This window comes from Bacteroidales bacterium, from assembly GCA_035353855.1.
GTDB lineage: Bacteria > Bacteroidota > Bacteroidia > Bacteroidales > CG2-30-32-10 > DAOQAK01.
Genome location: DAOQAK010000056.1, coordinates 1 through 26,489, shown reverse-complemented (window position 1 = coordinate 26,489; position 26,489 = coordinate 1). Strand labels below are relative to the sequence as shown.

23 protein-coding genes and 1 tRNA gene are annotated in these 26,489 nt (G+C 31.7%); 13 read left to right on the top strand and 11 right to left on the bottom strand.

Annotated elements, in window-relative coordinates; translation table 11 throughout:
* Nucleotides 1-243: 243 nt before the first annotated feature.
* Nucleotides 244-684, top strand: coding sequence for a hypothetical protein (locus PKK00_12920; protein HNW99304.1), 441 nt, complete (start codon nucleotides 244-246; stop codon nucleotides 682-684).
* A 57-nt stretch (nucleotides 685-741) separates the two neighbouring features.
* On the opposite strand, the gene tsaB is transcribed toward PKK00_12920, so the two are convergent.
* The 3 genes from tsaB to PKK00_12905 are packed head-to-tail and all read right to left on the bottom strand — an operon-like array spanning nucleotide 742 to nucleotide 4,296.
* Nucleotides 742-1,434: a tRNA (adenosine(37)-N6)-threonylcarbamoyltransferase complex dimerization subunit type 1 TsaB gene (tsaB, locus tag PKK00_12915; protein ID HNW99303.1), complete on the bottom strand. Its 693-nt coding sequence runs from the start codon at nucleotides 1,432-1,434 to the stop codon at nucleotides 742-744.
* Between the two features lie 14 nt (nucleotides 1,435-1,448).
* The gene (locus tag PKK00_12910) at nucleotides 1,449-2,861 is read right to left on the bottom strand and encodes an efflux RND transporter periplasmic adaptor subunit (protein ID HNW99302.1); all 1,413 of its coding nucleotides are present in this window, start codon (nucleotides 2,859-2,861) and stop codon (nucleotides 1,449-1,451) included.
* A gap of 16 nt (nucleotides 2,862-2,877) precedes the next feature.
* Nucleotides 2,878-4,296 carry a TolC family protein gene (locus PKK00_12905; GenBank protein ID HNW99301.1) on the bottom strand — a complete coding sequence of 473 codons (1,419 nt, stop codon included), beginning with the start codon at nucleotides 4,294-4,296 and terminating at the stop codon, nucleotides 2,878-2,880.
* Between the two features lie 132 nt (nucleotides 4,297-4,428).
* On the opposite strand from PKK00_12905, the gene PKK00_12900 reads away from it, so the two are divergent.
* The 8 genes from PKK00_12900 to PKK00_12865 all read left to right on the top strand — a co-directional run bounded on the left by PKK00_12900 (nucleotide 4,429) and on the right by PKK00_12865 (nucleotide 15,288).
* Nucleotides 4,429-6,807 carry a M1 family aminopeptidase gene (locus PKK00_12900; GenBank protein HNW99300.1) on the top strand — a complete coding sequence of 793 codons (2,379 nt, stop codon included), beginning with the start codon at nucleotides 4,429-4,431 and terminating at the stop codon, nucleotides 6,805-6,807.
* A gap of 16 nt (nucleotides 6,808-6,823) precedes the next feature.
* Nucleotides 6,824-8,038, top strand: coding sequence for an OmpA family protein (locus tag PKK00_12895; GenBank protein HNW99299.1), 1,215 nt, complete (start codon nucleotides 6,824-6,826; stop codon nucleotides 8,036-8,038).
* 104 nt (nucleotides 8,039-8,142) lie between these two features.
* A complete protein-coding gene (locus tag PKK00_12890) occupies nucleotides 8,143-8,778 on the top strand; it encodes a hypothetical protein (protein ID HNW99298.1) in 636 nt (211 codons plus the stop codon).
* A gap of 35 nt (nucleotides 8,779-8,813) precedes the next feature.
* Nucleotides 8,814-9,545: a tRNA threonylcarbamoyladenosine dehydratase gene (locus PKK00_12885; protein ID HNW99297.1), complete on the top strand. Its 732-nt coding sequence runs from the start codon at nucleotides 8,814-8,816 to the stop codon at nucleotides 9,543-9,545.
* A 22-nt stretch (nucleotides 9,546-9,567) separates the two neighbouring features.
* The gene (locus PKK00_12880; protein HNW99296.1) at nucleotides 9,568-10,428 is read left to right on the top strand and encodes an SUMF1/EgtB/PvdO family nonheme iron enzyme; all 861 of its coding nucleotides are present in this window, start codon (nucleotides 9,568-9,570) and stop codon (nucleotides 10,426-10,428) included.
* 74 nt (nucleotides 10,429-10,502) lie between these two features.
* Complete coding sequence (locus tag PKK00_12875; GenBank protein HNW99295.1) at nucleotides 10,503-11,090, top strand: sigma-70 family RNA polymerase sigma factor; 588 nt, start codon at nucleotides 10,503-10,505, stop codon at nucleotides 11,088-11,090.
* Nucleotides 11,083-13,422 carry an erythromycin esterase family protein gene (locus tag PKK00_12870; protein ID HNW99294.1) on the top strand — a complete coding sequence of 780 codons (2,340 nt, stop codon included), beginning with the start codon at nucleotides 11,083-11,085 and terminating at the stop codon, nucleotides 13,420-13,422. Before PKK00_12875 ends, PKK00_12870 begins: the two co-directional genes overlap by 8 nt.
* A 102-nt stretch (nucleotides 13,423-13,524) precedes the next feature.
* A complete protein-coding gene (locus tag PKK00_12865) occupies nucleotides 13,525-15,288 on the top strand; it encodes an erythromycin esterase family protein (GenBank protein ID HNW99293.1) in 1,764 nt (587 codons plus the stop codon).
* A gap of 20 nt (nucleotides 15,289-15,308) precedes the next feature.
* Here PKK00_12865 and PKK00_12860 read toward each other — a convergent pair whose 3' ends face one another.
* Nucleotides 15,309-16,064, bottom strand: coding sequence for a glycosyltransferase family 2 protein (locus tag PKK00_12860; GenBank protein HNW99292.1), 756 nt, complete (start codon nucleotides 16,062-16,064; stop codon nucleotides 15,309-15,311).
* 142 nt (nucleotides 16,065-16,206) lie between these two features.
* Entirely contained in the window at nucleotides 16,207-17,883 is a 1,677-nt protein-coding gene (locus PKK00_12855) for a glutamine--tRNA ligase/YqeY domain fusion protein (GenBank protein HNW99291.1), read from the bottom strand.
* A 98-nt stretch (nucleotides 17,884-17,981) separates the two neighbouring features.
* Between PKK00_12855 and folB the strand changes: the two genes are divergently transcribed.
* From folB to PKK00_12840, 3 genes are all read left to right on the top strand, one after another.
* A complete protein-coding gene (gene folB / locus PKK00_12850; protein HNW99290.1) occupies nucleotides 17,982-18,341 on the top strand; it encodes a dihydroneopterin aldolase in 360 nt (119 codons plus the stop codon).
* 237 nt (nucleotides 18,342-18,578) lie between these two features.
* Nucleotides 18,579-18,649, top strand: a tRNA-Cys gene (locus tag PKK00_12845).
* Between the two features lie 147 nt (nucleotides 18,650-18,796).
* Nucleotides 18,797-19,966 carry a site-specific integrase gene (locus PKK00_12840; protein ID HNW99289.1) on the top strand — a complete coding sequence of 390 codons (1,170 nt, stop codon included), beginning with the start codon at nucleotides 18,797-18,799 and terminating at the stop codon, nucleotides 19,964-19,966.
* 393 nt (nucleotides 19,967-20,359) lie between these two features.
* On the opposite strand, the gene PKK00_12835 is transcribed toward PKK00_12840, so the two are convergent.
* The 6 genes from PKK00_12835 to PKK00_12810 all read right to left on the bottom strand — a co-directional run bounded on the left by PKK00_12835 (nucleotide 20,360) and on the right by PKK00_12810 (nucleotide 25,383).
* Complete coding sequence (locus tag PKK00_12835) at nucleotides 20,360-21,436, bottom strand: RimK family alpha-L-glutamate ligase (protein HNW99288.1); 1,077 nt, start codon at nucleotides 21,434-21,436, stop codon at nucleotides 20,360-20,362.
* 692 nt (nucleotides 21,437-22,128) lie between these two features.
* The gene (locus tag PKK00_12830; protein ID HNW99287.1) at nucleotides 22,129-24,342 is read right to left on the bottom strand and encodes a DUF5906 domain-containing protein; all 2,214 of its coding nucleotides are present in this window, start codon (nucleotides 24,340-24,342) and stop codon (nucleotides 22,129-22,131) included.
* Between the two features lie 109 nt (nucleotides 24,343-24,451).
* On the bottom strand, nucleotides 24,452-24,724 hold the full coding sequence (locus PKK00_12825) for a hypothetical protein (GenBank protein HNW99286.1): 273 nt from the start codon (nucleotides 24,722-24,724) through the stop codon (nucleotides 24,452-24,454).
* Nucleotides 24,725-24,817: 93 nt separating this feature from the next.
* Entirely contained in the window at nucleotides 24,818-24,958 is a 141-nt protein-coding gene (locus tag PKK00_12820) for a hypothetical protein (GenBank protein HNW99285.1), read from the bottom strand.
* Nucleotides 24,959-24,972: 14 nt separating this feature from the next.
* A complete protein-coding gene (locus tag PKK00_12815) occupies nucleotides 24,973-25,116 on the bottom strand; it encodes a hypothetical protein (GenBank protein HNW99284.1) in 144 nt (47 codons plus the stop codon).
* 24 nt (nucleotides 25,117-25,140) lie between these two features.
* Complete coding sequence (locus PKK00_12810) at nucleotides 25,141-25,383, bottom strand: hypothetical protein (protein ID HNW99283.1); 243 nt, start codon at nucleotides 25,381-25,383, stop codon at nucleotides 25,141-25,143.
* Between the two features lie 133 nt (nucleotides 25,384-25,516).
* On the opposite strand from PKK00_12810, the gene PKK00_12805 reads away from it, so the two are divergent.
* Nucleotides 25,517-26,113, top strand: coding sequence for a helix-turn-helix transcriptional regulator (locus PKK00_12805; GenBank protein HNW99282.1), 597 nt, complete (start codon nucleotides 25,517-25,519; stop codon nucleotides 26,111-26,113).
* The last annotated feature ends 376 nt before the right edge of the window (nucleotides 26,114-26,489 follow it).

Genomic DNA, 26,489 nt, shown 5'->3' with positions numbered 1-26,489 from the left:
TTTGTCTTGTTTTTACAAAACTAACTAACTTTTCATTTTGCAAATCTAAAGGATTGCTATCGGAAGCAAAATGCTTAGATTTAAGTACTGAGCCTGTCGAAGTGCAGTTATTCTGAGCGTTCGAGGTTGCTTTTTTGCAACCTCGAATAGCCGAAGTATAACTTACTGCACAGAGATTTATTAAAATAAAACTTTTTGTTTCATTTATTTTTATATATTTTTGCAATAAATAATCGAAAAACTATGAAAAAAATATTCTTAACACTTTTAATTGCTGTTATAAGCATTTGTGTGTTTGCACAAAATAATTCTAATCAACAGAATCAGCAACAACAACAGCAACAACAAAGAACACCTGATATGCAAAAAGATACAGTTGCATTATTCCAGGGGCGTTTCGGTGGGCCTATTAAATCGGAAGACGCTGTAAAAGGCGATTCAATATGGCTGAATAAAGGAGGGTTAATAGTAGTTGGATTTAGCATGGTTTATTGGCAGGATACAACAATGAAAAAATTAGATGCAAAAAATAATAAGCTTACATCTGAAATGAAAACCGTATTACAAGGGTTAAAAGCTGAAAAAAGATTTGTTTTTGCAAACATCAGGATCTCCGGCAGCGATGGTGTTGTAAGAAAACCTACTTTTGATGTAATTGAAATGGTTATTGAAAAACAACAATAATTTTTCTAAAATAAAATAAAGAGGGCGCCGCGTTGCGGCGCCCTCTTTATTTTATTTTTATATCATCTTCTTTGGCTTAGTTGCCAGAAAATCCTTCAAATAAAAAGGTTCGAAATAAGCAGTGTCTTCAAATTGATTTCTTTCAAATTTAAATGATGCTAACGCAATCATCCCGCTTGCAGAATTATTAAGATCATCAACAATACTGGCATTACTATGTTTGGTAAGTATTTCCTTACATTTCTCTGCCCCATCTCCGAAAAAAATGATTCTATTTTTTAAAAGCAATTCCGAAAATGAATTTTCTGAAATGATCTCAGCAGATGTATCGCGAATAAAATTTCCTTGTGCATCAAATATTGCATTATAAACTTCCATGCGTCGTGCATCAATCATCGGACAAAGCAATACGTTATCGTCAGCTTTATTTTTTAGAATAAAATGCATTGCCATCGATTGCAGCGTATTTATTGCAATCAGTGGCTTGTTCCAGGCATAACACAATCCTTTAGCTGTCGATACTCCTATCCGCAAACCGGTATAGGAACCGGGCCCCATGCTTACACAAACGGCATCGATATCGCTATTTTTTTTTCCTGATGAATTTATAACTTCTGAAATAAATGATGTAATTACGGAAGAATGAGAATTTGCAGAATGCGATTCTTTTACAGAAAGTAATTTTTCGTTTTCGGACAAAGCAACAGAACAGACTTTAGTTGCTGTTTCAAGTAATAAAATGCAGGACATGATCAATCTGAAAATTATTTGTCTTCCGTGAAAAGAGCATCTTTATCAACTTTCTTAACCTTATCGCCATCTTTAAGCAGCTTGGAGATTGCTTTATACGGAGCAGTAATAACTTCCTGTTTTTCGGTTAATCCTTCCAGTATCTGGATATATGTATTGTCCTGAATGCCTGTTTTAACTTTTATTTTTTTCACCGTTCCTTCAGAATAAACAAAAACATATTCCGATGTTTCTTCACCTTTTTCTTTTAGTGTTTGTTTTTTAGTAACGGTTTCGAAATCGTCCCCTTCAGATGCAGTTTTTGATTTATCTTTTTTCCTGGCAAGCGATAATGAATCTTTCGATGTAGAATCTTCACGTGTAGTAACGGCCTGGATAGGAACCGACAAAACATCAATCACTGTTTCGGTTTGAATATCAACTGTTGCTGACATTCCCGGGCGGAAAGGTGAATATGCTGTATCTGTTTTTGAAAGCAGGTCGGTATAAGAAGAACGAAGTATACGTATCTTCACATCAAAATTGGTAACCTGATCAATAGTGGTGCTTGAAGTAGTAGAAGTAACATTATTTGCCGAGTTGGCTATTTCTGTTACTATTCCTTTAAATTTGCGATCGAGGTAAGCATCTACTTCAACACTTGCAGTATCGCCAATTTTAACACGTACAATATCATTTTCATTTACACTTACATTTACTTCCATTTCACTCAGGTTGGCAATACGCATGATTTCGGTTCCCGAAAACTGTGATGTACCCACAACTCTTTCGCCTTTCTCCACACTTAATTTAGAAATGGTTCCGCTTACCGGTGCATATACCGATGTTTTTGTAAGATTATCTTTTGCTTCTTTGAGCGATGCCTGTGCACTGATAACATTATATTCTGCTGCTTTTACACTTTCCTTTGAGCCTTCAACAGATGATTCGGCTACAGCAAAAGTGGATTTTGCCGCATCCCACTCTGATGCTGAAATTACTCCCGATTCGTATAATGTCTTATTTCTTTCATATGTAGCTTTTGCATTTACAAATTCTGCTTCTGTTGTGGACAGTGTTGACTTGGAATTAGCGAGATTAGCCTTGGAAGTATTCACTGCGGCAGTCATTCTATCCAGGTTTGAAAGATAGTAGTCGGGGTTAATTTTAGCAAGCAGATCACCTTTTTTAACCTGGTCGCCTTCTTTTACGTTAAGCTCAACAATTTCGCCTGAAACATCAGGACTAAGTTTTACTTCCACTTCGGGTTGAATTTTTCCATTAGCCGAAACGGTTTCAACAATAGTTCGTTTTGTAACCAGCTCTGTACTCACTTTTATTTCGGTGCTTTTACCAAGCCATCCGGCCTTTTTACCAATAATTACAAAAGCTATTAACACTACCAGTGCAACTAACAGATATGTGAATAATTTTTTTCTGTTCTTCATATTCTTACTAATTTTTTTAATTAAGTACAATCGGTTTTCCCATATAAAAATCAAGCACCTTCAACCTGAATACATATTCGTATTTCGACTGAAGCATATTTGATTCGGCTTCTGCCAGTTTGTTTTTTGCATCATCATATTCTGTTGAATTAAGCATGCCCACATCAAATTTTTGTTCGGCATATTTAAATGATTCTTTATAAGCATCAACCGATTTTGACGATGAGTTGTATTTATTTAGCGCTGCTAATGCGTCGGCATAAGCCTGCTGAATATCTTTATATAAAGTATTTTTTGTTGTCTGCAAAGTGTATTCTGCACTTTGAATAGCGATTTTTGCTTTCTTAATAGTTGAATTAGCCTGCCATCCATTGAATATAGGCAAAGTCAAACTGAAGCTAATGGATTTATTAAGATTATCATTGATCTGATCGCTGAAAGAAGTGTTTTCGTAAACTGTTTCGTATTGTGGAGAAAATACAGTATCTCCTCCACTTGTAAATCCCGAAGGTGTATAATCAGAAATATAAATATCTTTTAATTTTTTACCTGCCCCTGAATAGGATGTTCCATATGAACCCCGAAGTGAAAGAGTAGGGTATCTCAGTCCATTTGCAATAGCAAGGCCTATTTCAGAACTTTTCATTTTTAATTCAGCGCTTTTAATTTCCGGCTGTACTCCTGATGCATAAGCAAATATTACATCCGGCGTCAGAATTTTTGTAGATTCCTTGGGGATTTCAAATACCGGAATTTCAATTTCAAAATCTTTTACAGAAGGAAGTTCCAACATTTGTGTTAAAGTGAGATACGCAATATCTAAATTGTTCTGCGCCGTTACCACACTTAATTCTTCAGTGGATTGTTGGGCCTGTAATGTTAGCAGCGTTCCTTTTGATACAGTGCCGGCATCAACAAGTTTTTGTGTGCGTGATACCTGTTTTTCTGTTACTGTAACCTGATTCTGAGCAATAGCCAGTAATTCTTTACAATATAGGATTTGTAAATATGCCGTAGCAATACTTAATGAAATATCGTTTTTCATTTTGTCAAGGTCATATTTGCTCGCTTCCAGGTCAACTTTATTTTGTCTTACTGTATTTAAAAGCTGAAACCCATTGAAAAGCGTGATACTACTGCTAAGATAAAAGTTATCGGATTGAAAAGTGGATGTTGTATAATCATTGGTGTAAGTATCAATGGTTTTGCCGTAATTGTATGAATGTGTAGCACCGGCATTAAGCGATGGTACCAAGCTTAGTTTGCTCTGAGTTAAGTTAGCTTTTGAAATCTGTTCTGTTAACTCGAGTTGTTTTATGGATATGTTATTGGTAAGAGCATAATCAATGCATGCCTGAAGTGTCCATGTCTTCTGGGCGCTCAAGTAAGATGTTGAAATTATTACCAGTGATAAAATAAATATTATTTTTTTCATGCAGATTTTTTCAATAATTGTTTGCAAATATATTAGTTATTATTTTACAATTCAGCGAATTTATGAATATTATTCATTACAAAATATTTTCTCAAATAATACAGTTTAATACCTTTGTAAAAAACACATCAAATGAAACGCATATTTTTTACACCAATAATTTTGACACTTTTCATTAGCATTTTCCTGCTATGTTCTTTTAAAAATAATCCGTCTGTAAATAAAAAAATAAAAACGGGATTAATAAGTGATACTCTTGATGTTCTTAATTATTCCATTCATCTTGATATCATTTATCTTTCAAAAAAATCAATAAAAGGATATACCGAACTTACTGTAACCCCGAAAACAAATAATGTAAATTCAATATCGCTTTATTTGCTGAAATTAAATATCGATTCAATTACAGTAAACAATACAATAATACCTTCATTTGGTTACAATGATACTCTGTTACGATTTTCTCTTCTTTCGCCGATTAACATTAACGATACAATTTCATTAAAAGTATATTATAATGGAAAACCTGTAACTGACCCTTCAAATTGGGGAGGGTTTTATTTCAGCGCCGACAGTAATTATGCCTATAACTTAGGAGTAGCTTTCCAGGATGTTCCGCACAATTACGGAAGAGTATGGTTTCCATGTATTGATGATTTTATTGACCGCGCTACATATGATTATTATATTAGAACAAAAAATACCAAAACAGCTGTATGCGGTGGAACTCTTATGAATGAAACCGACAACGGCGACGGAACAAAAACATTTTACTGGCGAATGCATAATGAAATTCCTACTTACCTTGCTTCAGTTGCCGTTGGACCTTATGTTCCCATAAAATATACTTTCAATAGTTTAAATGGAAATATCCCTGTAAAAATTTATGTGAATCCAACAGATTCTAATAAAACTAAAAGTTCTTTCGTTAATTTATTAAATATCCTTTCTGTTTACGAAAATAATTTTGGCCCGTACATGTGGGAACGTGTGGGTTATGTTGCTGTTCCATTTAACAACGGCGCAATGGAACATGCCGCAAATATTGCATACCCGGCAGCCGCAATTGATGGGACTTTAGCTAATGAAGAATTATATGCTCACGAGCTTTCTCATCATTGGTTTGGCGATTTGGTTACATGCGCTACCGCTGAAGATATGTGGATTAACGAAGGATGGGCAACTTACTGCGAAGCTATTTACGTTGGAGGATTGAACGGATACGATTCCTATATGGCAAAAATAAAATCGAATCATTATTATTCACTGAACAACAGTCATATTGACGATGGCGGATATTATGCCATTTACGGCATTCCTGCAAGTATTACTTATGGCAGTACGGTTTATAAAAATGGTGGTGATATAATTCACACATTAAGATATTACCTGGGCGATTCACTTTTTTTCAGTACAGTAAAATCATGGCTTGTAGATTACAAATACAAACATATTTCAACTGATGAATTACGTGATTATATTACTGCAAAAACCGGAATTAATGTAAGCGATTTTTTTGAAGGCTGGATAAAAACTCCCGGGTTCCCTCATTTCTCAATAGATTCCGTTAAATATACCGGAACAGGAAATGATTATAAAGTTTATGTGCGGCAAAAATTTCATCACCGAAATTCTTTTGTAAATTCAAATAAAATTGAGATTACTTTTATGAATGATTCATGGCAAAGCTACGCTGAGAATATTGAATTTTCGGGAGAATATGGTAACAAAATATTTCATCTGCCTTTTGTTCCCACAACAGCTATGATTGATCTTAACGAAAAAGTAAGCGATGCAACAACTGATTATTATAAAGTTTTAAAAACTTCGGGAACATCAAATTTTCCGAATTCGTTCTTTTCGCTTATAATAAATAATATAAGTGATTCTGCTTTTTTCCACGTTGAGCATAATTGGGTTGCTCCCGATGCATTAAAAAATCCTTCATCAACTATTTTCCGTATTTCTGATAAACGGTATTGGAAAATTGATGGAATTATTCCACAGGGCTTTGATGCACAGGGAAGATTTACATACAACCGATATTCAAATGGGTTGGACAATAGTCTGCTTCCAACTGCTGCATCGGCCGATTCATTAGTCTTGCTATACAGAGAAAACACAAAAGACGACTGGCGTATTGTGAATTTTATAAAAGCCGGTACATCTGCCGGTAATCTTACAACTAATAATTTAATGAAAGGCGAATATACTTTTGGCGTAGGATTGCCAAGTCAATCGGGCATTACAGAAGATAATAAAAAAATTATTTCACTTGATGTATTCCCTAATCCTTCGGACGATATATTTAATATAAATTATAAAACCGAAGAATTTTCTTTAATCAAAATATACGATTCGTTAAATAAGCTCGTTTATTCTAAAGAATTAAATCAAAAGCAAGGGCAGCTTACTTGGACTCCGGGAAAAATAAAAAAAGGTGTTTACTATATTTATCTCTATACTGATGGAAAACCTGTTGTTTCCAAGAAAATCATATATACAAAATAAAACAAAATTTATTTTTTTGTTTTTGCTTACCCTTTTGTATCATTTTGGTAAAGCGCAGGATTTCCAAGTTACAGAAGCAAATTCCGATTGCATTTCACCTATAATCTTAACAGATACCATTTATGGTCCAACCAATGCCCCTGCAGGTTATGGCGCAACCAATGAATTTAATGATGTACTCGGAAATTCATATAGTTTCGAAAAAGAACATCATAGTGTTTGGTTTAAAATTATTTCTCCTGTTAACGGAAAACTTACGTTTGACATTATCCCGGTATGTATAAAAGATGATTATGATTTCCTGGTTTATAAATATTCAGGAAATGAAACAAATTTTTGTGATAATATTAAAAAGAAAAACCTGAAACCTGTTCGCAGTGTTATTTCCCGAAATGATAAAAGTATTGCCAGTGTTACAGGAATGAAAATGAATGCACCGAATGATTACATACACTCAGGACCCGGAGAGTCGTTTTGCAAATTTATAGAAACAAAACAAAACGAAATTTATTACCTGGTACTTGATAATGTTTATGAAAATGGTTGCGGGTTTACGCTTAAGCTGCACTATAAAGCAAATCCTACACCTGAAAAATCATTAAATATAACGCTGCTCGATAGCTTAAGCCATGAAATGATAAACGGAAATATTGAAATCATCGATTCATTAAAAAATAATACTGCCACTTCAAAAACCAATCTTGAAAACCCCGGCAGTTATTTTATGAAAGTTGAAAAATCGCATATCTACGAAATAACAGCAAGAGCAAAAGGATATTTTTCAAAAACAATAATATATAAACCCATTGATAACAGCGGTGTTGAAAATATAAAAATCAGTCTTCAGAAAATTGAAAAAGGAAGTAAAATAGTTTTAGAAAATATTTATTTTTACGGGAACCAGGATATTTTTCTTCCAGGTTCAAAACCCTCGTTAAATGGGCTTCTTAAGATGATGAAAGATAATCCTAATTTAAAAATTGAAGTACGTGGTCATGTAAACTGGCCCTACAATTATGGAGAACAAAATGATAATGGTTGGAACCTCACACTATCAACCATGAGAGCAAAGGCTGTATGCAAATATCTTTCTGATAATGGTGTTGCTGAAAACAGGCTTACATTCAAAGGTTTTGGAAATACGCAAATGGCTTACCCTTATGCCAGAACAGAAATTGAAATGCAAAAAAACAGGAGGGTCGAAATTGTAGTCGTTTCCAATGATGAATAATATCAGAATCTGTTTGTAGTTGTTGGGTTGAGCAACTTGTATTGTTTTTAGTAAAAAGTTATTAATAAATAAAGGGGAAAATAATTAAATCAGAATTTTAAAACATGAAAAAAATATTTTTGTTTATACTTCCCATTTTTCTTTTAACAGGATGTATTGATATTGTTGAAGAAATCACATTGAATGCCGATAATTCGGGTTCGGTAAAGTTTTATACCGATATGGGAACTTTGGGCAATTTTGCAATGAGCCTTGGCGAAAATTATATGAAGGGAACTTCTCTTGATCAAATAAAAAGTCTTCCCTCAACTGCTGCCGCATTATTGAAAGATGTCGACGGAATAAGCAATATCAAATCAACCAGTCAGAAAGGTTTGTATTCGGTGAGTTTTGATTTCAAAAATTCAAAACAGCTGAATGATGCATTATATAAATTGTTTAACCAGAAAAAACGTTTTTACGAACCTGCATATATCAAAATAAAAAAACATAAAATTGTCAAAAAGAATTACGCTCCTTTGCTGCGTTTATTCGCAAGAAAATACAAGGATCAATTAAAAGATAATAATGTTCTGAAATATATTTCTTATAAAAGTGTTTTTAATCTTCCTTCAGAAGTAAATAATTTTTCAAATAAAAAATCAACGCTCTCTGCCGATAAAAAAAAGCTGGAGTTCACATGTACAGCAGAAGATTTGCTAACAACCAATACGAATATTGGAAATAAAATAAAGTATTGATTATTTAATATTATCCTGAATTCAGAATCGGATTTATGGCGAAAACACAAAATGATTGGCTGATACGAACAGAATTGCTTGTAGGGGAAAAAAATCTCGCCAGGTTGAAAAAAACGCATATCCTTATTTGCGGAATTGGCGGAGTAGGTGCAGCAGCAGCTGAAATGCTCTGCCGCGCAGGGATAGGTAAAATGACCTTAGTTGATTCCGATACCATTCACAGCAGCAACCGAAACCGGCAAATACCCGCACTCGTAAGCACAGAAGGGATGCTTAAAACAGAGGTTTTACAACAACGCCTCCTCGATATCAATCCTAAATTAAAAATCACCATTGTAAATAAATATATCAAAGACGAAAAAATTACCGATGTGTTAACAATGGCTAAATACGACTATGTTGTTGATGCTATTGATACACTTTCGCCAAAAATTTATTTGATATATCACTGCATGCAAATGAAACTTAAATTAATCAGTTCACTAGGTTCTGGTGGAAAATTCGATCCATCAAAAGTTCAGATCGCTGATATTTCCGAATCATACAATTGCAAATTGGGTTATTACCTGCGAAAGAAAATTCATAAACTCGGGATTTATTCAGGGTTTAATGTTGTATTCTCACCCGAAGAAGTGAATGATAATGCAATTGAAATTACTGAAAACGAAAAAAATAAAAAATCAATTGTAGGCACCATTTCGTATATGCCTGTAGTTTTCGGTTGTTTCATTGCATCGGCCGTAATCAGGGAAATAATTGAAAAATAAAATCCAACCAAAAAATAAAAAAATGAAAAAGCAAATTTTAATTTCAGTTTTCATTCTACCCTTCCTCCTCATGTCCTTCGTCTCAAAGGATAAAAAGAAAATTAAAGAACCTGTTTTTAGTATTAAAACCATCGACAAATCTGTTGCAAAAATTACTGATTCGCTGTATGCAGGAAAATTTGAGGTATCAAATCTTTTATATCGATATTTTGGAAAAGATATTGTTAATGAAAATAAAAAGGATTTATTAAAAAACATTCAAATTGATTCATTGAATTGGCGAGATAAATTAGAATACAATGAACCAATGGTTGAATATTATTTTCGCCATCCTGCTTATCAAAATTATCCGGTTGTAAACATCTCATACGACGCGGCAAATCTATTTTGCAAATGGCTTACCGATAAATATAATTCCAATCCAAAACGTAAATTCAAAAAAGTATTATTCCGTCTTCCTACCGAAAAGGAATGGGAAAAAGCGGCAACCGGAAGCTTTGATTTTTCAGCATATCCATGGGGTCCCTATTTATATCAGAATGGTCATTTTATGTGCAATTTCAGAAGGATTGGCGATGAATGCGTAAAATATGATTCGCTTTCAAAATCATATCAGATAGATTTTGATTGCGGACATAATGGTATAGGAAGTTTATTGGATGCCGCCGATTTAACTGCACCTGTAAGCTCATATTTTCCTAACTCTTACGGACTTTATAATGTTTGCGGAAATGTTGCCGAAATGGTACAGGAAAAAGGTATTTCATGCGGTGGTGGTTGGAAAAGTCCCGGAGCAGATGTAAGAACAAAATCAAGAGGGCATTATACAAAATCCGCAACTGACCTTGGATTCCGTTACTTTATGGAAATAATAGAAAAGTAATTTTTTCTATTTCTTCAAATATTTTTATTATTTTGTTACCTGTTTGTGTTTATACTCATGAACGCTGATTGTTTATGAAGCAGGATGAAATTCCTACATACGAAATTCTAAAAAAGAAAGAAAAGAAAAGTATTGAAATTCTTTATCTGCGTTATGGACGTAAGCTGAATAATTATGCTATAAAAACATGGAAGCTTGATGAGGATACGGCTACTGACCTGGTTTATCAGACACTTTTTAAAACAGTTGACCGTATTGGAAAATACCATTTTGTTTCAGAAGAAAAATTCGCTTCGTTCGTATTTACATTATTTATGAACTTCCTGAAAAACAATCATCGCGACAAAGAGAAAAGAAAAGAATTCCTTGATGTTACTTATAACGATGACCTGGAAAACCTGGGAATATTTGATAAGAATGAATCAAAAGAAGAAAAGAATTCCAATTTTAAAATGACCTTATTACAACAGGAACTTGAAAAATTGGATGACTGGGAGCGAATGCTGTTATTATTACGAGCGCAGGATATGCCCTATTCAGAAATAGCAAAGTATGTGGCTAAACCTGAAGAACAATTGAAGGTTTATCATCAGCGTTTAAAAGTAAAGCTTACAGAAAAAATGAATGAAGGGTTGATGAAAAATATAAAACAAAATGTATAACTCAAAGCAACATATTACAGCAGCTCATTTCAACAGACTTCTGCGATTACATTTGCTTGATACCAGCAACGGGAAAGAAACGCAGAAGATGTTTGAAATGCAGGCAGGATTTGTTTTTTCAGAAAGCGAAACAAAAGAAAAATTATCCGGCTCCGAAAAAAGATTTATAGAAAAACTTGCATACGAAAAAAATTATGTTTCTTCAAATTGGTTTAATAAAGGATTTTTTACATGGATTTTTTCTTCATTATCTGTTTTGGTAATTCTTTTTATATTATGGAATTCGTTCATTACAAATAGCAATGTGGTTATTGCAAGACAGATGGAGCGATATAATTTTCCTGAAATTATTTCAACTTGCCCAAACAAAAATATCGAACAAAAAATTCCTTCACCTTTATCTGTAGCATTTTTTAACAAACCTGATTCAACTGTTACTTCAAGTGTTTCACCAAAACAAATAATAAAACAAGAAAACAATTCGTATTTTATTGATTATAAATTTCCTTTTAAGCAACCAAAAATTGTTTACAGTAAAGGAGAAAATATTTTTCTTAATCTTGATTTTGAAGTTAAATCGCTAAATACAAATCTTCCTGAAATATGGGGGGCTGCACAAGGAAGTAAAAAAGATGAAAAAAATTATTTTATTACAATCGACTCATTAATTAAATATTCCGGGAAAAATAGTGTGATGATCAAATGCGCTGAAGAAAAAACTAAAAATCGTGGCTTTGGAAATATTATTAATTCAATACCATCGGAGTATTTTATAGATAAAGATTCCATACAAATATCAGCATATATAAAAACAGACAGTATTCTAAAAGGAAGCGCCATGCTATGGTGTTCAGAATGGGACAGCAAACCTCATAACAATGCTATAAAATATGGTAATACTTATTCGCAGGGAGGAAAAGGAACAACCGATTGGAAAAAATATACAATATCGTTGCCCATTGATACAGCTGCAAATTCTCTCACATTTGGAGGATTATTAAATGGAACAGGAACGGTATGGTTTGATAAATTTGAAATTAAAATTGATGGTGAAAAAATTAATGACGTTGCCCCTGTTATAAAAAATCCTGAACCTAAAGAAGTTGAATGGCTGAATAATAATTGTATTCCCATTAAAACAATTGAAGCAGGAAACGGATTTAATGATTTGAAAAAAATAAATGATATTATTGGTAATGCTCAAATTGTCGCCCTTGGAGGTTTTTCATATGGCAGCAGTGATAAATTATTAATGAAACAGCGTATCTCGGAATACCTGATTTCTGAAAATAAATTCAATATTATTTGTATTGATGCCGGAATGCCCGAAGTTTCTATATTAAACGATTATATACTCAACGATAAGGAAACAACATTACCGGTATTGGATTCGCTGCATTCCTGGATTTATAATAGTAAAGAAACACAAAATATTTTGCAATGGCTGAAAAATTATAACCATAACCGAACTGAAAAAATTACATTTTATGGAATAACTGCATCATACAATAATAAAGCTCTGAAAATGCTAAAAGATTTTGCAACAGCAAATGATAAATCATTTTTAGAAAAAATCCTGAAAAGTGAAAAACAATATGCCCTTTTGAAAGAAAAAATTCATTTACATATTATACAAAATTCATATATCGACGGAAAATTATCATTAAAATCATTAAAGAAGATAGAACCTTCGCTTCAGCAAATATCAGCTCACTTTGATAAAAATAAGGCAAACTATTTAAAAACAATATCACTTACACAGTACGAATGGCTAAAACAAATGATTGTGATTCTAAAGCAAAATATTACTCAATCATTAAGTTCATACAATTATTATTATCTATTCCGGACAGATAATATTAATTGGATAATGAAACAAAATCCCGATTCAAAAGTTATTATATGGGCAAACAATTCATTTGTAGGTAAAGAAAACGATTGGCTTTCAACCGGCAAATTATTATTCAGGGATTATGGAAATAAATATGCTTCTATTGGTTTTGCTACTGATAGCGGTTCTTTCACCGCATATAACGATTCCGTTTTATCCATTAATAATTTACAATCATCACCCAAAGGTTCCTTTGAAGATTATTTTAAACAATGTAAATATCCGGATTATATCATTGATATCCGGAAAAAAAATATTTGTGATTCTTCGTCAAATTGGTTAGGTAATGAAATGTTGTTTCGCCAGCTTTGGGCAACAGTAAATCAAAAACAATTCAATTATACAAAAATCACAGGTAAATATGATGCAATTATTTTTCTTAGAAACACTGAGCATTCAGAATGTTTCGACATAGGAATGAAAAAGAAAACCTCTCATTAATTTATATCATAACAGTATCCATGAGATTTCTTATATGCAGCTATAAATTTTATTTTTATGAAAAACTCTAAACTAAAAAACTTGTTATACAAATTATTTTTTTTGTTCACATTATTATTTTCTTCTCCTTTGATTGTTACAAGTCAAAATGAAAATGTAATAAAATGGATTGATGAGAATTCCATTAAAGTTAAAACCGTAAAAGCAGAGAGTGGATTCAATGATTTAATGCCATTAAAAAATATTCTGAAGGATAAACGTATTGTGGCTCTTGGTGAAGCCACTCATGGTACAAAAGAAATTTTTCAAATGAAGCATCGCATGCTTGAATTTCTTGTTAAAGAAATGGGGTTCCTTTATTTTGCAATTGAAGCAAATCTTACTGAAGCCTATGCTGTAAATGATTATGTAATGTACGGAAAAGGCGACCCCCAAAAAGCACTCGATGGATTATATTTCTGGACATGGAACACCAAAGAAGTAATGGCAATGATTCAATGGATGCGTAATTATAATAAAGACAAGGAAGATAAAGATAAAGTTCGTTTTTATGGTTTTGATATGCAAGTACCAACAGTAGCCATTTCTGAATTTTATAAATATTTGCATGAGGTTGATTCAACTTATGCAAATAATATTAATCCAGATGTGATCAAAATACAATCATTACAGTACCCAGAGCAAAAAGAAGCAAAAGAATATTTTAATAAAATTGAGAATATTTTATCTCATATTAATGAAAAAAAAGAAAGTTATATTGCTACCTCATCACCTCGAGAATATAATATTGAACGACAAAATTTAGTTGTCGTTTCACAATTTTTCAAAATGATGTCGGCCCCGAATGATACCGTTATTAGTGAACTAAGAGATAGTTGTATGAGCGAAAATGTAAAGTGGCTTTTAAATCTTGAAGGCAATTCGAGCAAGTTTGTATTATGGGCTCACAACGGGCATATTGCCGAAAATGATCTTGGTGCTGATAATGGAATTATGATGGGCGATTATTTAAAAAAATATTTTAAAGATAATTATTATGCATTAGGTTTTGATTTTTACACTGGTTCATTCCAGGCAATTGAAGAAGGTAAAGGATTAGTAGAATTTAATTACACACTTCAACAAAATTCGACAGGTTTCACTTTTTCAAAATCTAAAAATAAAATATTTATTTTCGATTTTGCTGATGCTGAAAAAAATCAAGATATGAAAAAATTCATTTATGATAGCATTCCATCTATTTGTATTGGCGCATTATTCTCTGTAAAAGATGCTGAAAAATATTATATAAAAAATCCACTTGCTACTATTTATGATGGAATAATATTTATTCGGGAAACCCATAGAGCGATACCTAACTATGATATAAATAAAAATAAAAATGCTATTGCCGATTTCGGAAATTTAATGTTTAAAATAGATGCTAAACAATATGCCGAAAAACAATTTAAATTTTCAGCATATATAAAAATTGGAGAGAAAACAACAAATGGTCAAGGTCAGCTTTGGGCAAGAGTTGATAAAACTGACAATTCTGTGGGATTTTTTGATAACATGGATAATCGTCCTATTAAATCAAAAGACTGGAAATATTGCGAAATTACGGGTACAATTGATAAAGATGCTGCTGCAATTTGTTTTGGATGTATGTTCATCGGCAAAGGAGAATTATATGTTGACGACATTGAATTCTCTTACCTGGAAAATGGGCAATGGATTCCTATAGCTTTACCTGACTCAACATTTGAAAAGTATCTTATAAATACAAAACCTGATGATTGGAAAATTTATGATGAAAACTATAAAATTTTAGTTACCAATAAAACATCACACCAGGGAGAAAAATGTATTGAATTTGAGAGATAAAAATTCTTTTTACAAGAATATTATCTTTTATAACATGATAATTGTTTTAGTTTCGCATATTTCCAATATGCCGCTTTTGCCGAAATACAGGCAATACGGAAACCATATGCGCCATCTAAAAATCCGGCAAGTAAAAAATAATTGCGGATGAATTTTATTATAGGACTGAAAATAAAATTTAGAGGAAAAACTTTTTTTCCTTTTCCAAATAGATCCTGAGCAGCTAAATCGGAGAATTTACGGGCCTGTGCAATGTGTTCTTCTTTATTGTAGTATGTGTAGTGATTACAATTCCCTTTTAATAAAACTTCCGGAATATTTTTTTCATTGATCAATGTTTCATGAATAGTACCAATCCATTTCGAATTGGTTCGGTTGAAAATCCTGAGTTTGATATCGGGATACCAACCACCGTACTTTATCCACTTTCCGCAATAATTCGTTAAGCGATTTATTTTATAATAAATTTCTTTGTCTTGCTGTTTCGCTTCTTTTATTGATTGAATTAATTCAGATGAAAGTTCTTCGTCAGCATCGAGCGAAAATATCCAGTCATAGAGGGCTTGCTGGTTTGCAAAATTCTTTTGTTCGGAATATCCTAGCCAGGATTGTTTAATAAAATTTACATTGAATGTTTTGCAAATTTCTTCTGTTTTGTCGGTGCTTCCCGAATCAACAATAACAATATCGTCGGCTATTTCCTTTACAGAATTAAGGCAACGGGCAATGTTACGTTCTTCATTAAAAGTTATTATTACAACCGACAAATTTTTCATAATGAAAATAAATTCATTTTGAATTTGGGCTAAAAGCCCATCATATTTTATTTTTTAATCCACGACCTAAAGGTCGTGGCAACTGAAAATTGTTTTTCTTATTATATGCGGCGGCCTAAAGGCCGCCGCATTATTATCTTTTTTATGCTTTCGCTGTTTTTGTCCAGCTATCTTTTAATGATGCCGTACGATTGAAAACAAGTTTTTCTTTTATTGAATCATAATCCACACAAAAATACCCGATACGCTCAAACTGGTATTTGGCAAGTTTTTCAGCGTTTTCAAAATTGGGTTCAGCAAAACATTTTACAACTTTCAATGAATCGGGGTTCAGGTTTTCTTTCCAGTCGTGACTTTCTTCCACTTCATCCGGGTTTTCTTTATTGAACAGCCTGTCGTACAAACGTGCTTCTGCCTCTACTGCATGTTTAGCCGAAACCCAGTGAATTGCAGCTTTTACTTTACGATTGCTTTGCGATCTTCCACTTAATGTTTCCGAATCATAAGTGCAATGAATTTCTTTTATCTCACCAGTTTCGTCTTTCACAACATGTGTGCATTTTACGATGTAGGCATATTTCAGGCGGACTTCATTCCCCGGGAACATACGGAAAAACTTATTCTGCGGAACTTCCATAAAGTCATCACGCTCGATATATAATTCTTTTGAGAAAGGTATTTTCCTGTTTCCTTCTTCAGGTTTCTCAGGATTGTTAAGCCCTTCCAAACTTTCTGTTAAATCTTCAGGGTAATTATCTACAATTAACTTCACCGGATTTATTACTGCCATTCTTCGAACAGCTCTTTTATTAAGGTCTTCGCGCAGGCAATGCTCAAGCAATGCAATATCAATAACATTATCGCGACGAGCCACACCAATGGTTTCAGCAAAATTACGAATAGCTTCCGGAGTATATCCTTTACGACGCATACCGCAAATAGTGGGCATACGCGGGTCGTCCCAACCTTTCACCAATCCGTTTTGTACCAGTTCCAATAATTTGCGTTTGCTCATTACCGTGTAATTCAAATTCAGTCGTGCAAATTCAATTTGCTGAGGAGCAAATATTCCAATCTCTTTAATAAACCAATCGTAAAGCGGGCGATGTATCTCAAACTCTAAAGTACAAATGGAATGCGTAATGCGCTCAATAGAATCGCACTGTCCGTGGGCAAAATCGTACATCGGGTAAATGCACCATTTATCTCCTGTACGATGATGGTCGGTGTGAATGATACGATATAGCAAGGGGTCACGCATCATCATGTTGGTATGAGCCATATCAATCTTTGCACGTAAAACCTTAGAGCCATCGGGAAATTCGCCGGTACGCATTTTAGTAAACAATTCAAGATTTTCTTCAATAGTACGATTCCTGTATGGACTTTCTACCCCGGGTTTTGTAATTGTACCACGACATTTGCTTATTTCTTCAGCACTTGAATCGTCAACATATGCTTTTCCTTTTTTAATTAAAAGTACAGCATATTCATACAATTGTTCAAAATAATCCGAAGCATAATATTCCCGGTCGCCCCAGCTAAATCCAAGCCAGTGGATATCTTCCTTGATTGAATCAACATATTCTGTATCTTCTTTTACAGGATTGGTATCATCAAAACGAAGATTACATAAGCCATTATATTTTATTGCTGTCTCGAAATTCAGACATATTGATTTTGCATGACCGATGTGAAGATAACCATTAGGTTCGGGCGGAAAACGTGTGTGTACGCGACTTTCGTTCTTCCCGTTTTTTAAATCCTCTTCAATAATCTCATGAATAAAGTTGAGCGATTTTTCCGATTTTGTTTCCATAAAAAATATAAGATAAGCTACAAAAGTAAGATGATTTCATCATATCTGAAAAAGTTCAGTGAATATCTTTATTTTTGTATACTGAAAAAATAAGATTTATGGGATCAATTACTTTGAACGGAATGCAGTTTTTTGCTTATCATGGTTGCCATGAAGAAGAACAGAAAACAGGAAATAAATTCATTGTGAAGGTAAAATTTTCTTCCAACTCTGATGCTGCCGAAATTTCTGATGATATTTCCAAAACCGTGGATTATCAGAAAGTATATAATATTATTAAGGCAGAAATGGAAATAAATTCAAAACTTATTGAGCATGTAACAAGAAGAATCATTGATGCCTTGTTTAAAAATTTCCCTGAAATGGATAGCGCTGAAGTAACAGTAGCAAAACTAAATCCTCCGCTTGGCGGCAAGGTTAAAAAAGTTCAATATACTTTACAGCGAAAAGCAAAATGAAATTTTATTGGATTTGGATTAATAGATTCAATCATTGACATAGTCATCTGTTTTTGGTTGATGGCTACTGGTTAAGTTATTAGTCTTTTGTTTTTTGAAAATTTTTCTTTTAACCTTTTACCATAACCTAAACCAGCCGCCCTAACCCTAAACCTTTAATCATTTTTTACAATGGTTATACATCATCAATTTGTCATAAAAATATTTTTATTATCTTTGCCACTGCAAAAACAAAAAGGTCTCTTGGCCGAGTGGCTAGGCGCCGGTCTGCAAAACCGTATACTCCGGTTCGAATCCGGAAGAGACCTCAGGGAGCGTGTAACATATAGAATGAAAATTTCTATATGTTACATTCTCAAACACTTTGAAGTTTTGGCGTTCAAAGTTTTGACCTGTAAATTCAATGTTTTTGACTTTTTTGTTCGACCAACGTTCGACCAAAAAAACAAAGACAAATGAAGAAACCAATATTTCGTTTTTCCTTACGTACCAATAGAAGTAAAAGAAATGGTACGTTTACAATCTATTATTATTTCACTGTAAGCCGAATCAGCAAGATTTATAAATCTTGTTATATTGATATCAATGATCCGGCTATGTGGAATGAAAAAAAACAAAGAGTTTTTAATAGCTGCCCTGATTCTTATAATATAAATATACAACTGGAAAGCATTGAACTTGCTGCAAAAACTATCATTGCAGATTATTTCATTAAAAGAAAATTCTTATCAGTTACAGAGTTTGAAAGACTTTTCGATTATACCAGGATAAACAGCAATTCATTTTATGACTTTATAGAAAATGAAATTGCAAGTAACTTAAAAAATAAACTTGCAACGGGTACGCTTCAGACATACAATACTCAAATATCAAAATTAAAAAAGTTTAGCGCTACACTCATGTTTGAAGATATTAATATTAATTTTCTAGCAGCGTATGAAAATTATATGATAGATAAACTACATAATGATAATTCTACTATTGATAAATCATTCCGGTTTGTACGATCAGTATATAATAAAGCTATTGAGAAAGGTGTTGCTGAAATTGAAAAATATCCCTTCAGGCAATACCACTGGAAGAAACCTAAACATACCGATAAAAAGCAAAAGGCCTTAACTATTCATGAAGTTAATAAACTACATGAATTATATAATAAAAACTCATTGGAACGGAAATATCAAAACGTACTTACATATTTTCTCTTTGCTTGTTATACCGGCCTCAGATATTCTGATGTGAGAAATTTAAAATTTAAAGACATACAGGAAAACATTATTAAAATTCGCATGAAGAAAACATCAGACTTTGTAAGCATACCCATAAATGATAAAGCATTTGGTTTTATTGGCAGCGGTTTTGCCGAACAAAAAATTTTCAGAGTTTTAGTAGATCAACCTACAAACTTATATTTAAAAACTATTGCTAAAATTGCAGGAATAAACAAGCCTGTATCATTCCACTGGGCAAGACATACTTTTGCTACTATTTGTATTGAGCTGGGTTTTAAAATTGAGATAATAAAAGAATTGCTCGGACATACAAGTTTAAAATCAACACAAATTTATTCAAAGGTATCTGATAAGGTTAAGCAAAGCGAAATGATAAAATGGAATGATATATAAAAATAAAAAACCCGCAATACTGCAGGTTTTTTATTCATGCAGAAATAACATCTGTCATACCTGGGGAAATTTTGTTTTACAAAAATAATTATTTTAAATTTAATTAACTTTTTATTATTAAAAAAGATAAAATATCATGTACAGACAAAATTCCAGTAGTAATTCCCACGTAAAAAACTTAGAATAGTTGATTTTAAAGGAAAGTTTAATTTATTTTCTGAAAAAATTCCCATTTTTGTGTCTTTTAACCCAGCACCGCCCTGTATGTGGTTTGTCCGGACATTTTTTAAAAATTACCATATATGCAGATATTAAAAAATAAAAAAGGTTGCCAGATAATGACAACCTTAATAAATAAAAGGATTGATAAATTATAAATATCTATGTGTATATCTAAAATCCATTATTAATTTTTCTTGTAGTTCTTAAATATTGAACATTTTCTGCCATAGTATGAGTTCTACAATATTCTTCATCAGAAATTCTTTCATTATTAATATTAACCGAATTTTTTTCTGTACTAGAGTTATCAGGTTTCTTTTCTGCTATTCTTTCAGCATATTCAATAATCTCTTTTGCAATATTTTTATTTGTTACTTTCTCAATTCCGTGAAGGTTTCCGTTTCCATTGCATTCTACTATGTAAGGTTTATTGTCATTATCAAAATCTCTTATTATATCAACAGCACATACACCAGGCAAACCAACTGCATCGGCCGCATCAATAGCCATTTGCTTTTCTTCGCTTGTTAATTCAACCTGTTCACCAGTTTTGCTTATGCTGTAATTACTGCGAAAATCACTATCTAAGGCGAATCTTTTGTATGCACCTGCAATTTTTTTATCAACTACATATATGCGTAAATCAGTTTTAGGATCCCCTGAATTGATATACTTTTGAAGTATTAAGTTTATTTTGAGTTTTGATAAAGCGCCTAGTGTTGTACTAGCAGAAAGTTCATCATTTAATATAAAAACTCCAGCACCCTGACTACCAGTTAATGTTTTAACAACTACTGGTAACCCATCCAAAAGTTCAATGATAAATTTAAAATCATTAGGTTGATTTGCATAAATGCTTTTTAGAGTTCTTACCTTACAATTACTTAACCGTTGATGAGTCGCCAGTTTATTAGATGCAATTCGCAAACCAGACGCTTTACTGGTTGTAGGTATTCCCATATTTTCATTAAAGTGTTCGATCATTGAACAACCGTATTCAAATGCACCCCCTGCAAATCTGGGAATGATAACATCATAATCTTTTATAAGTACACGCTTTATTTCATTCTCTGGGCTTTTTAAATACATTCGGTCATGTCCCGATTTTATGGGGCTTATGTAAGCAAAAAAATCAGTTGGTGAGTACACATCAACTTCATGTTTTTTTTTCTTAGCTTCTTCAACTAGTCGTTTTATACTATAACTGTTTGGAGATGCTGAAAGGATTAACATTTTATAGGTTTCCATCTTTCGTTGTAATTTAAATTTATAATTTTATTTAATAACTTTACTGTTAGTTTGTATGATTCAATAATACTGCCCGTTTTTTTGTCCAATATCTCATAACAAGCAGTAATTATTTTTATATGGGAATTTTTTAACTGTCTAAGTTTTGTATTAATAATTTCCGGTTGTAAGTCATAAAAATATAGGTAATATTTTTTACCAGTGTATGGATTATCAATATAAAGTTTCAGGCGCTCTTCTTTCATTGAGTTAAAATATTTTACTGTTATTGTTTTCTTTATATTTTCAATATTTTAAAGTATTTCATTTGTGTGAACAAGCTTGTTAAAATCAATCTATTTTTTGTCAATTAGTTTTTGCTATTTCGGTACGTGATCCCATTTATTTTTGTTTATCATTAATTTTTATCAAAGGTAATTTAGTGGTCTCGTTTACGAAAGGACAGAAATTGTAACAAATTTTTATATGCTGAATAAAACTTCATTTTTCGGTTACAAAAGTTACAACCCTACAGCCTGTAAGTAACTTTTCATTTTTTTGGGTTGTTTTTTTAGTTACAAAAGTTACATTACTGAAAATCAACTTTGTAACTTTTGTAACTTTATATTTTAATAAAAGTTACTTATAAAACCCTTGCTATTGTTGACTTGTAACTTTTGTAACTTTTGTAACCATATTTTTTAAGTTAAATTTTATTTAAAATTTTCTCTATTAAATGTATAAACCTTTCCTACTTTCTCGGTATTTGAACATTCAATTTTACCGCTTTCGGTTAATGATTCATTAAAATCATTATGATATTTTTTATAACGCTTTGGATCAGTCGAAGCTTTTAAATTAAAATTATCATTAAGACATTCCTTTACCAGTGTTTTTGCATATTTAAATTGAACATTTTTATTTATACCTTCATGTATATCGGATAAAGTCAATTGTGTTGTTTCTTCATCGTGTAACATAAAAATTTCAGAAATAAATTCTTTGATTTCCTTTTCAAGTCGGCTTTTACTGGCTTCTTTAACCTGTGTGCCAAATTCTGTTTCAAAAACAGAAAAATCAAAACTCATTCGGGTTTTGTTTGTTTCATATTTTAATTTTCTATTTTTTAAAAAATGCAAAAATCCTGGTATCTCAGGTTTCATTTTTTCAAGTATATCCGGTATATCTTCATTCAAAGTATTTACTCTTATAATTGCATACCTGTTTTCTTCTTCATCAATACTCATGAAGTTTTTTTCATTATTTGAACAGAAAATTAATTTTGAAAACGTATTGATTTGAACAGGGTTTTGTCCTTTTGCTTCAAGCCATTGGTTTGGCTCTGTAGATAATCTTTTAATTCGTTCCTGGATTATTTTTTTCTCAGCTTCAATAAATGTTTCATCAATAGCAATTATAAGCTTATCAATAAAGTGAGCTGTGAATTTACTTGAAAACCTGTCGTTGTCAAGTATTGCAATATTTTCACCAAAAATTAATCTAAGGAAACGTAAGAAAGTTGATTTTCCTGTATTACGTTGCTTTGATACAAAACACAAAACAGGCAAACGTTTTTTAGGATAATAAAAAAGAAGTTGCAAATAGTCAAGCCCAAACTCATATAGATTTTCACCCTTCAGGTTATTACAATTAAAAATATGTTTTAAAAACATTTCTATTGTTTTCCATTTTCCCTGTTCAGGAATCCAGGTAACCGGATAATATCTATTATATAAATCGGATTTTATTCCGTCATGTTCAACTGTGTGAACTCTTTTATATTCGCTTGTGTTGTCAGGGATATTAGTAAACGTATCATATTTTTTAATTTGTTTCACAAACTCCCTGTCATTATTATAATCCCTCTGTATTTCTCCAATCGACCATACATCAATTCGCTCAGTCAATTCATTGTGTGCGTTTTTTTCTAAAATTCGTTTATAATAAGTTGTTCCTACCCTCATGTAGTTTGCTGCTTCTCCATGCCATGAAACAACAAGCTTTTCTCCATTATAATAATATTTTTTGTTACGATATGTAAATTCTTTGTTCTGTATAATATCTTTATACTGTTCATAGAAATTTTCAGGTTTATCAATATAAAAATATTCATATATCTTATTTGCTGCTATTGATGAAAGCTCTATGAAATCAAAGTATTTTTTATTTTTTCCGCTTGTGAATTGGAGCAACTCATTTTTAATTTCTTTACAATTATCTTTTTTTAAAATGATCAGGTCATCAAGTCCTTTTGCGGTTCCTTCAAATTCGCTACGGATATGAGAAAAATAAAGAGTAATTTCAAGTGGTGTACATAATTCTTTAAAGTTCAAAATACTTTTAGCAAATGAATGTAGACGCTGATGTAAGTCTTTGTTTTCGGAATACTCAATCTTTTTACAATCAGCATCAAATATTAATACTATGTTTTCAACCTGACAATTTCTTATTATTACCTGAATGTATTCGTCCAGTTCGTTTTTAGATTTATCCTTATAGTTATGAATACCTCCGATACCAATAATATCAATATCTAAATAATTTGAAGCTACAAAAGCTTTAAATTCGCCTTCAATAATATAAAGTGTTTTAATTTTAGTTTTATTGCTGCATTTGTTTACTACTCCCGGAGTCATAAAAGGAAAAGTCCCACTGTTTGCCGGCTGTGAATATTTATTTCCGTTAATTCCTGCTTTCAGTCGGGTCCGTGTAAACTGTATAAGTTTTTTTCCTTTAGGATATTCGCATATCGATCCTGTAGGCGTGAGATAAGTAATAACTATATTATCATCTGCATCGCTATCAAAAAATTTAATATCTCTGGGCGGATAATCCCTGTGAATAATTCTGAATTTATTTGCTTCCTTTGAAATGTTATAATCTGAAAGCCTTTGTTCACAGTATGTTTTTATTATTTCTTTTTTCATTTTACACGTCCTATTAATAAAATTTCTTTTACTTTCCACTCTATCATTTCGCTTTGCCATATTTTTATGATTTCTATAATGATAAGAAGCCCCATTAAAGGGGCTTCTATTAAATTTTAATTTTATTAAGTTCAATAGTTTTAGTAATAGTTCTGCGAAAACGAGAAAGGAAATGGAATGCACTTAAAAGATTTTCTCTATCTGTTTCCTGACATAATTCATTTGCATATAGTACACCATGTGTACAAACTCTATCAATGTGATCACATTGACATCTAAAATAATCAATGATTGTAAATTCTTCATCATTACAATCAACTTCTTTTTGTAATTCTACTTGTAGATCAGTAAAGAATTTTGTAATTTTGTCATCTGTTGTCATAAATGATTTTTTTAAGTTTATAAAAAATATTAATTAATTTTCCGGTGTTGGCTCACCGGATTTTTTTTGACCTGTATTCAATGCTTTAGACTTTTATGCCATAGGAAACTCTTCAAATTCAGGAATACTTTTTATTATTCCTTTTGCTTTTAGCTTTTCGTATTTTTTCTGAAGGATTAAAGCTCTTTGCATTATCTGAAGGCATTGCTTCATCACTTTCTTCTTTTTTTTCATAATTTTTAATTTTATTAATATTTACGTTTTATTTTATCAAATCTTGCAGACACAATTCGCTTACTTTTTTTAAATACATTGTATTCCCATCCCAATTTTTCTAAATCTTGAAGTATTTCATAAATTTTATATTTAGTATTTTCTTTTTGTGTTTTCATTGCTTTAAATTTTAATTTCTAATTTTATTTATTTTGTAAATAATCATTAATTGCTTGCTCAGTAATTAGCCCGTCCTTGGTGGTTTTTATGATACCTGCTTGCACAAGTTTTTTTATAGAAGCATGCGCTTTTCCTAGTCTTTTGGCTACTTGGTTAATTGTAAATAAAGAAATATTATTCCCTTTATTCTTTTCAAAATCAATTTCTACTATTGTAGTTTTGATAATTGATTTAAGTTGATCTGGAGTTGTTAAGATTATATCCATATTATAAATTTTAAATTATGTAATATTTTATTTATATTTGTTGTAAAATATTCACAAATGTATAACAATGTTTACATATTGTAATATATTTATTACATATTTTTATTAACTTTTTGTTAATATTATTTTTATTATGCAGAATTACATCGAGTTACAAATAAAAAAAGTATTAGTTGAGCGGAAAATGTCGATGGAAAAATTAGCTCAATCTATTAAAGTTAGTCGAGGCGGGCTAATAAATATGTTAGCTAATAATAGCATGAGAGTAGATACACTAATGAAAATTGCAGAAGTCTTAGATGTTGATATTTCATATTTTTTATCTGAATCAAAAAGCAAAACTATTGATATGGTTAAAGAATTGAAAAGGCTTTCATTTCCTCATGAATTAAGAAACGTAGTAGAAATTGACCAATTAACGAAACGTATCAGGGAACTTGAAATATTAGTAGACATAAATAAAACAGATTTATTTATTTCACAAAAAGAATTTTTGGAATTTGCAAAAAATATCTGGGAAGCATTAATTAATAATAAAGTTTTTAAAAATAAAAAAGTAGAAGGTGATTTTAGAGAAATTTTTTATTCTTGGCTGTATCGTATGCAATATAGTCATGAAACTATTGCCAATATTAAAGATAAAAAAATATATGAATTATTCTCGAAACTTATAGTTGAGTCAGAACAATACTGGAAAGAATTTTTAAAAGAAAAGGATAAAGAAAAATAGTAATCCTGTTCGACCAACGTTCGACCAGGCATATTTTATAACACGCTAAAAGCATTGATAACAGGGCAAAGCAGAAAAATGTTGTGAAAGTCGGAAGAGACCTCCACCTAAAACCACTGATTTCAGTGGTTTTTTTATTTCAAATGAAACGTATCTTGAAGATAAATGGGGTTTTATATAGTTTTGAATTTAAAATGGACTATTAAGAAATATTACAAAAATTTAATCATCTAAAATATCAATAATTTTAAACAATTCTCCAGAATATTCTACTTCACATATGTCTCCAATCCTTTTATTCATCAATGCTTGAGCCAATGGTGTACTAGCCCCCTAAATAGCTGAAATAAATTTGCATAAAAGGTTTGACACTTTA

Bases quoted from the DNA above. Each gene is read 5' to 3' on its own strand.
- PKK00_12820 (HNW99285.1), bottom strand. From the start codon at position 24,958: ATGAAAAAAAAGAAGAAAGTGATGAAGCAATGCCTTCAGATAATGCAA.
- PKK00_12825 (HNW99286.1), bottom strand. From the start codon at position 24,724: ATGACAACAGATGACAAAATTACAAAATTCTTTACTGATCTACAAGTA.
- PKK00_12840 (HNW99289.1), top strand. From the start codon at position 18,797: ATGAAGAAACCAATATTTCGTTTTTCCTTACGTACCAATAGAAGTAAA.
- folB (HNW99290.1), top strand. From the start codon at position 17,982: ATGGGATCAATTACTTTGAACGGAATGCAGTTTTTTGCTTATCATGGT.
- PKK00_12890 (HNW99298.1), top strand. From the start codon at position 8,143: ATGAAAAAAATATTTTTGTTTATACTTCCCATTTTTCTTTTAACAGGA.
- PKK00_12830 (HNW99287.1), bottom strand. From the start codon at position 24,342: ATGAAAAAAGAAATAATAAAAACATACTGTGAACAAAGGCTTTCAGAT.
- PKK00_12870 (HNW99294.1), top strand. From the start codon at position 11,083: ATGTATAACTCAAAGCAACATATTACAGCAGCTCATTTCAACAGACTT.
- PKK00_12835 (HNW99288.1), bottom strand. From the start codon at position 21,436: ATGGAAACCTATAAAATGTTAATCCTTTCAGCATCTCCAAACAGTTAT.
- PKK00_12805 (HNW99282.1), top strand. From the start codon at position 25,517: ATGCAGAATTACATCGAGTTACAAATAAAAAAAGTATTAGTTGAGCGG.
- PKK00_12855 (HNW99291.1), bottom strand. From the start codon at position 17,883: ATGGAAACAAAATCGGAAAAATCGCTCAACTTTATTCATGAGATTATT.
- PKK00_12900 (HNW99300.1), top strand. From the start codon at position 4,429: ATGAAACGCATATTTTTTACACCAATAATTTTGACACTTTTCATTAGC.
- PKK00_12910 (HNW99302.1), bottom strand. From the start codon at position 2,861: ATGAAGAACAGAAAAAAATTATTCACATATCTGTTAGTTGCACTGGTA.
- PKK00_12905 (HNW99301.1), bottom strand. From the start codon at position 4,296: ATGAAAAAAATAATATTTATTTTATCACTGGTAATAATTTCAACATCT.
- PKK00_12875 (HNW99295.1), top strand. From the start codon at position 10,503: ATGAAGCAGGATGAAATTCCTACATACGAAATTCTAAAAAAGAAAGAA.
- PKK00_12860 (HNW99292.1), bottom strand. From the start codon at position 16,064: ATGAAAAATTTGTCGGTTGTAATAATAACTTTTAATGAAGAACGTAAC.
- PKK00_12880 (HNW99296.1), top strand. From the start codon at position 9,568: ATGAAAAAGCAAATTTTAATTTCAGTTTTCATTCTACCCTTCCTCCTC.
- PKK00_12920 (HNW99304.1), top strand. From the start codon at position 244: ATGAAAAAAATATTCTTAACACTTTTAATTGCTGTTATAAGCATTTGT.
- PKK00_12815 (HNW99284.1), bottom strand. From the start codon at position 25,116: ATGAAAACACAAAAAGAAAATACTAAATATAAAATTTATGAAATACTT.
- PKK00_12885 (HNW99297.1), top strand. From the start codon at position 8,814: ATGGCGAAAACACAAAATGATTGGCTGATACGAACAGAATTGCTTGTA.
- PKK00_12810 (HNW99283.1), bottom strand. From the start codon at position 25,383: ATGGATATAATCTTAACAACTCCAGATCAACTTAAATCAATTATCAAA.
- tsaB (HNW99303.1), bottom strand. From the start codon at position 1,434: ATGTCCTGCATTTTATTACTTGAAACAGCAACTAAAGTCTGTTCTGTT.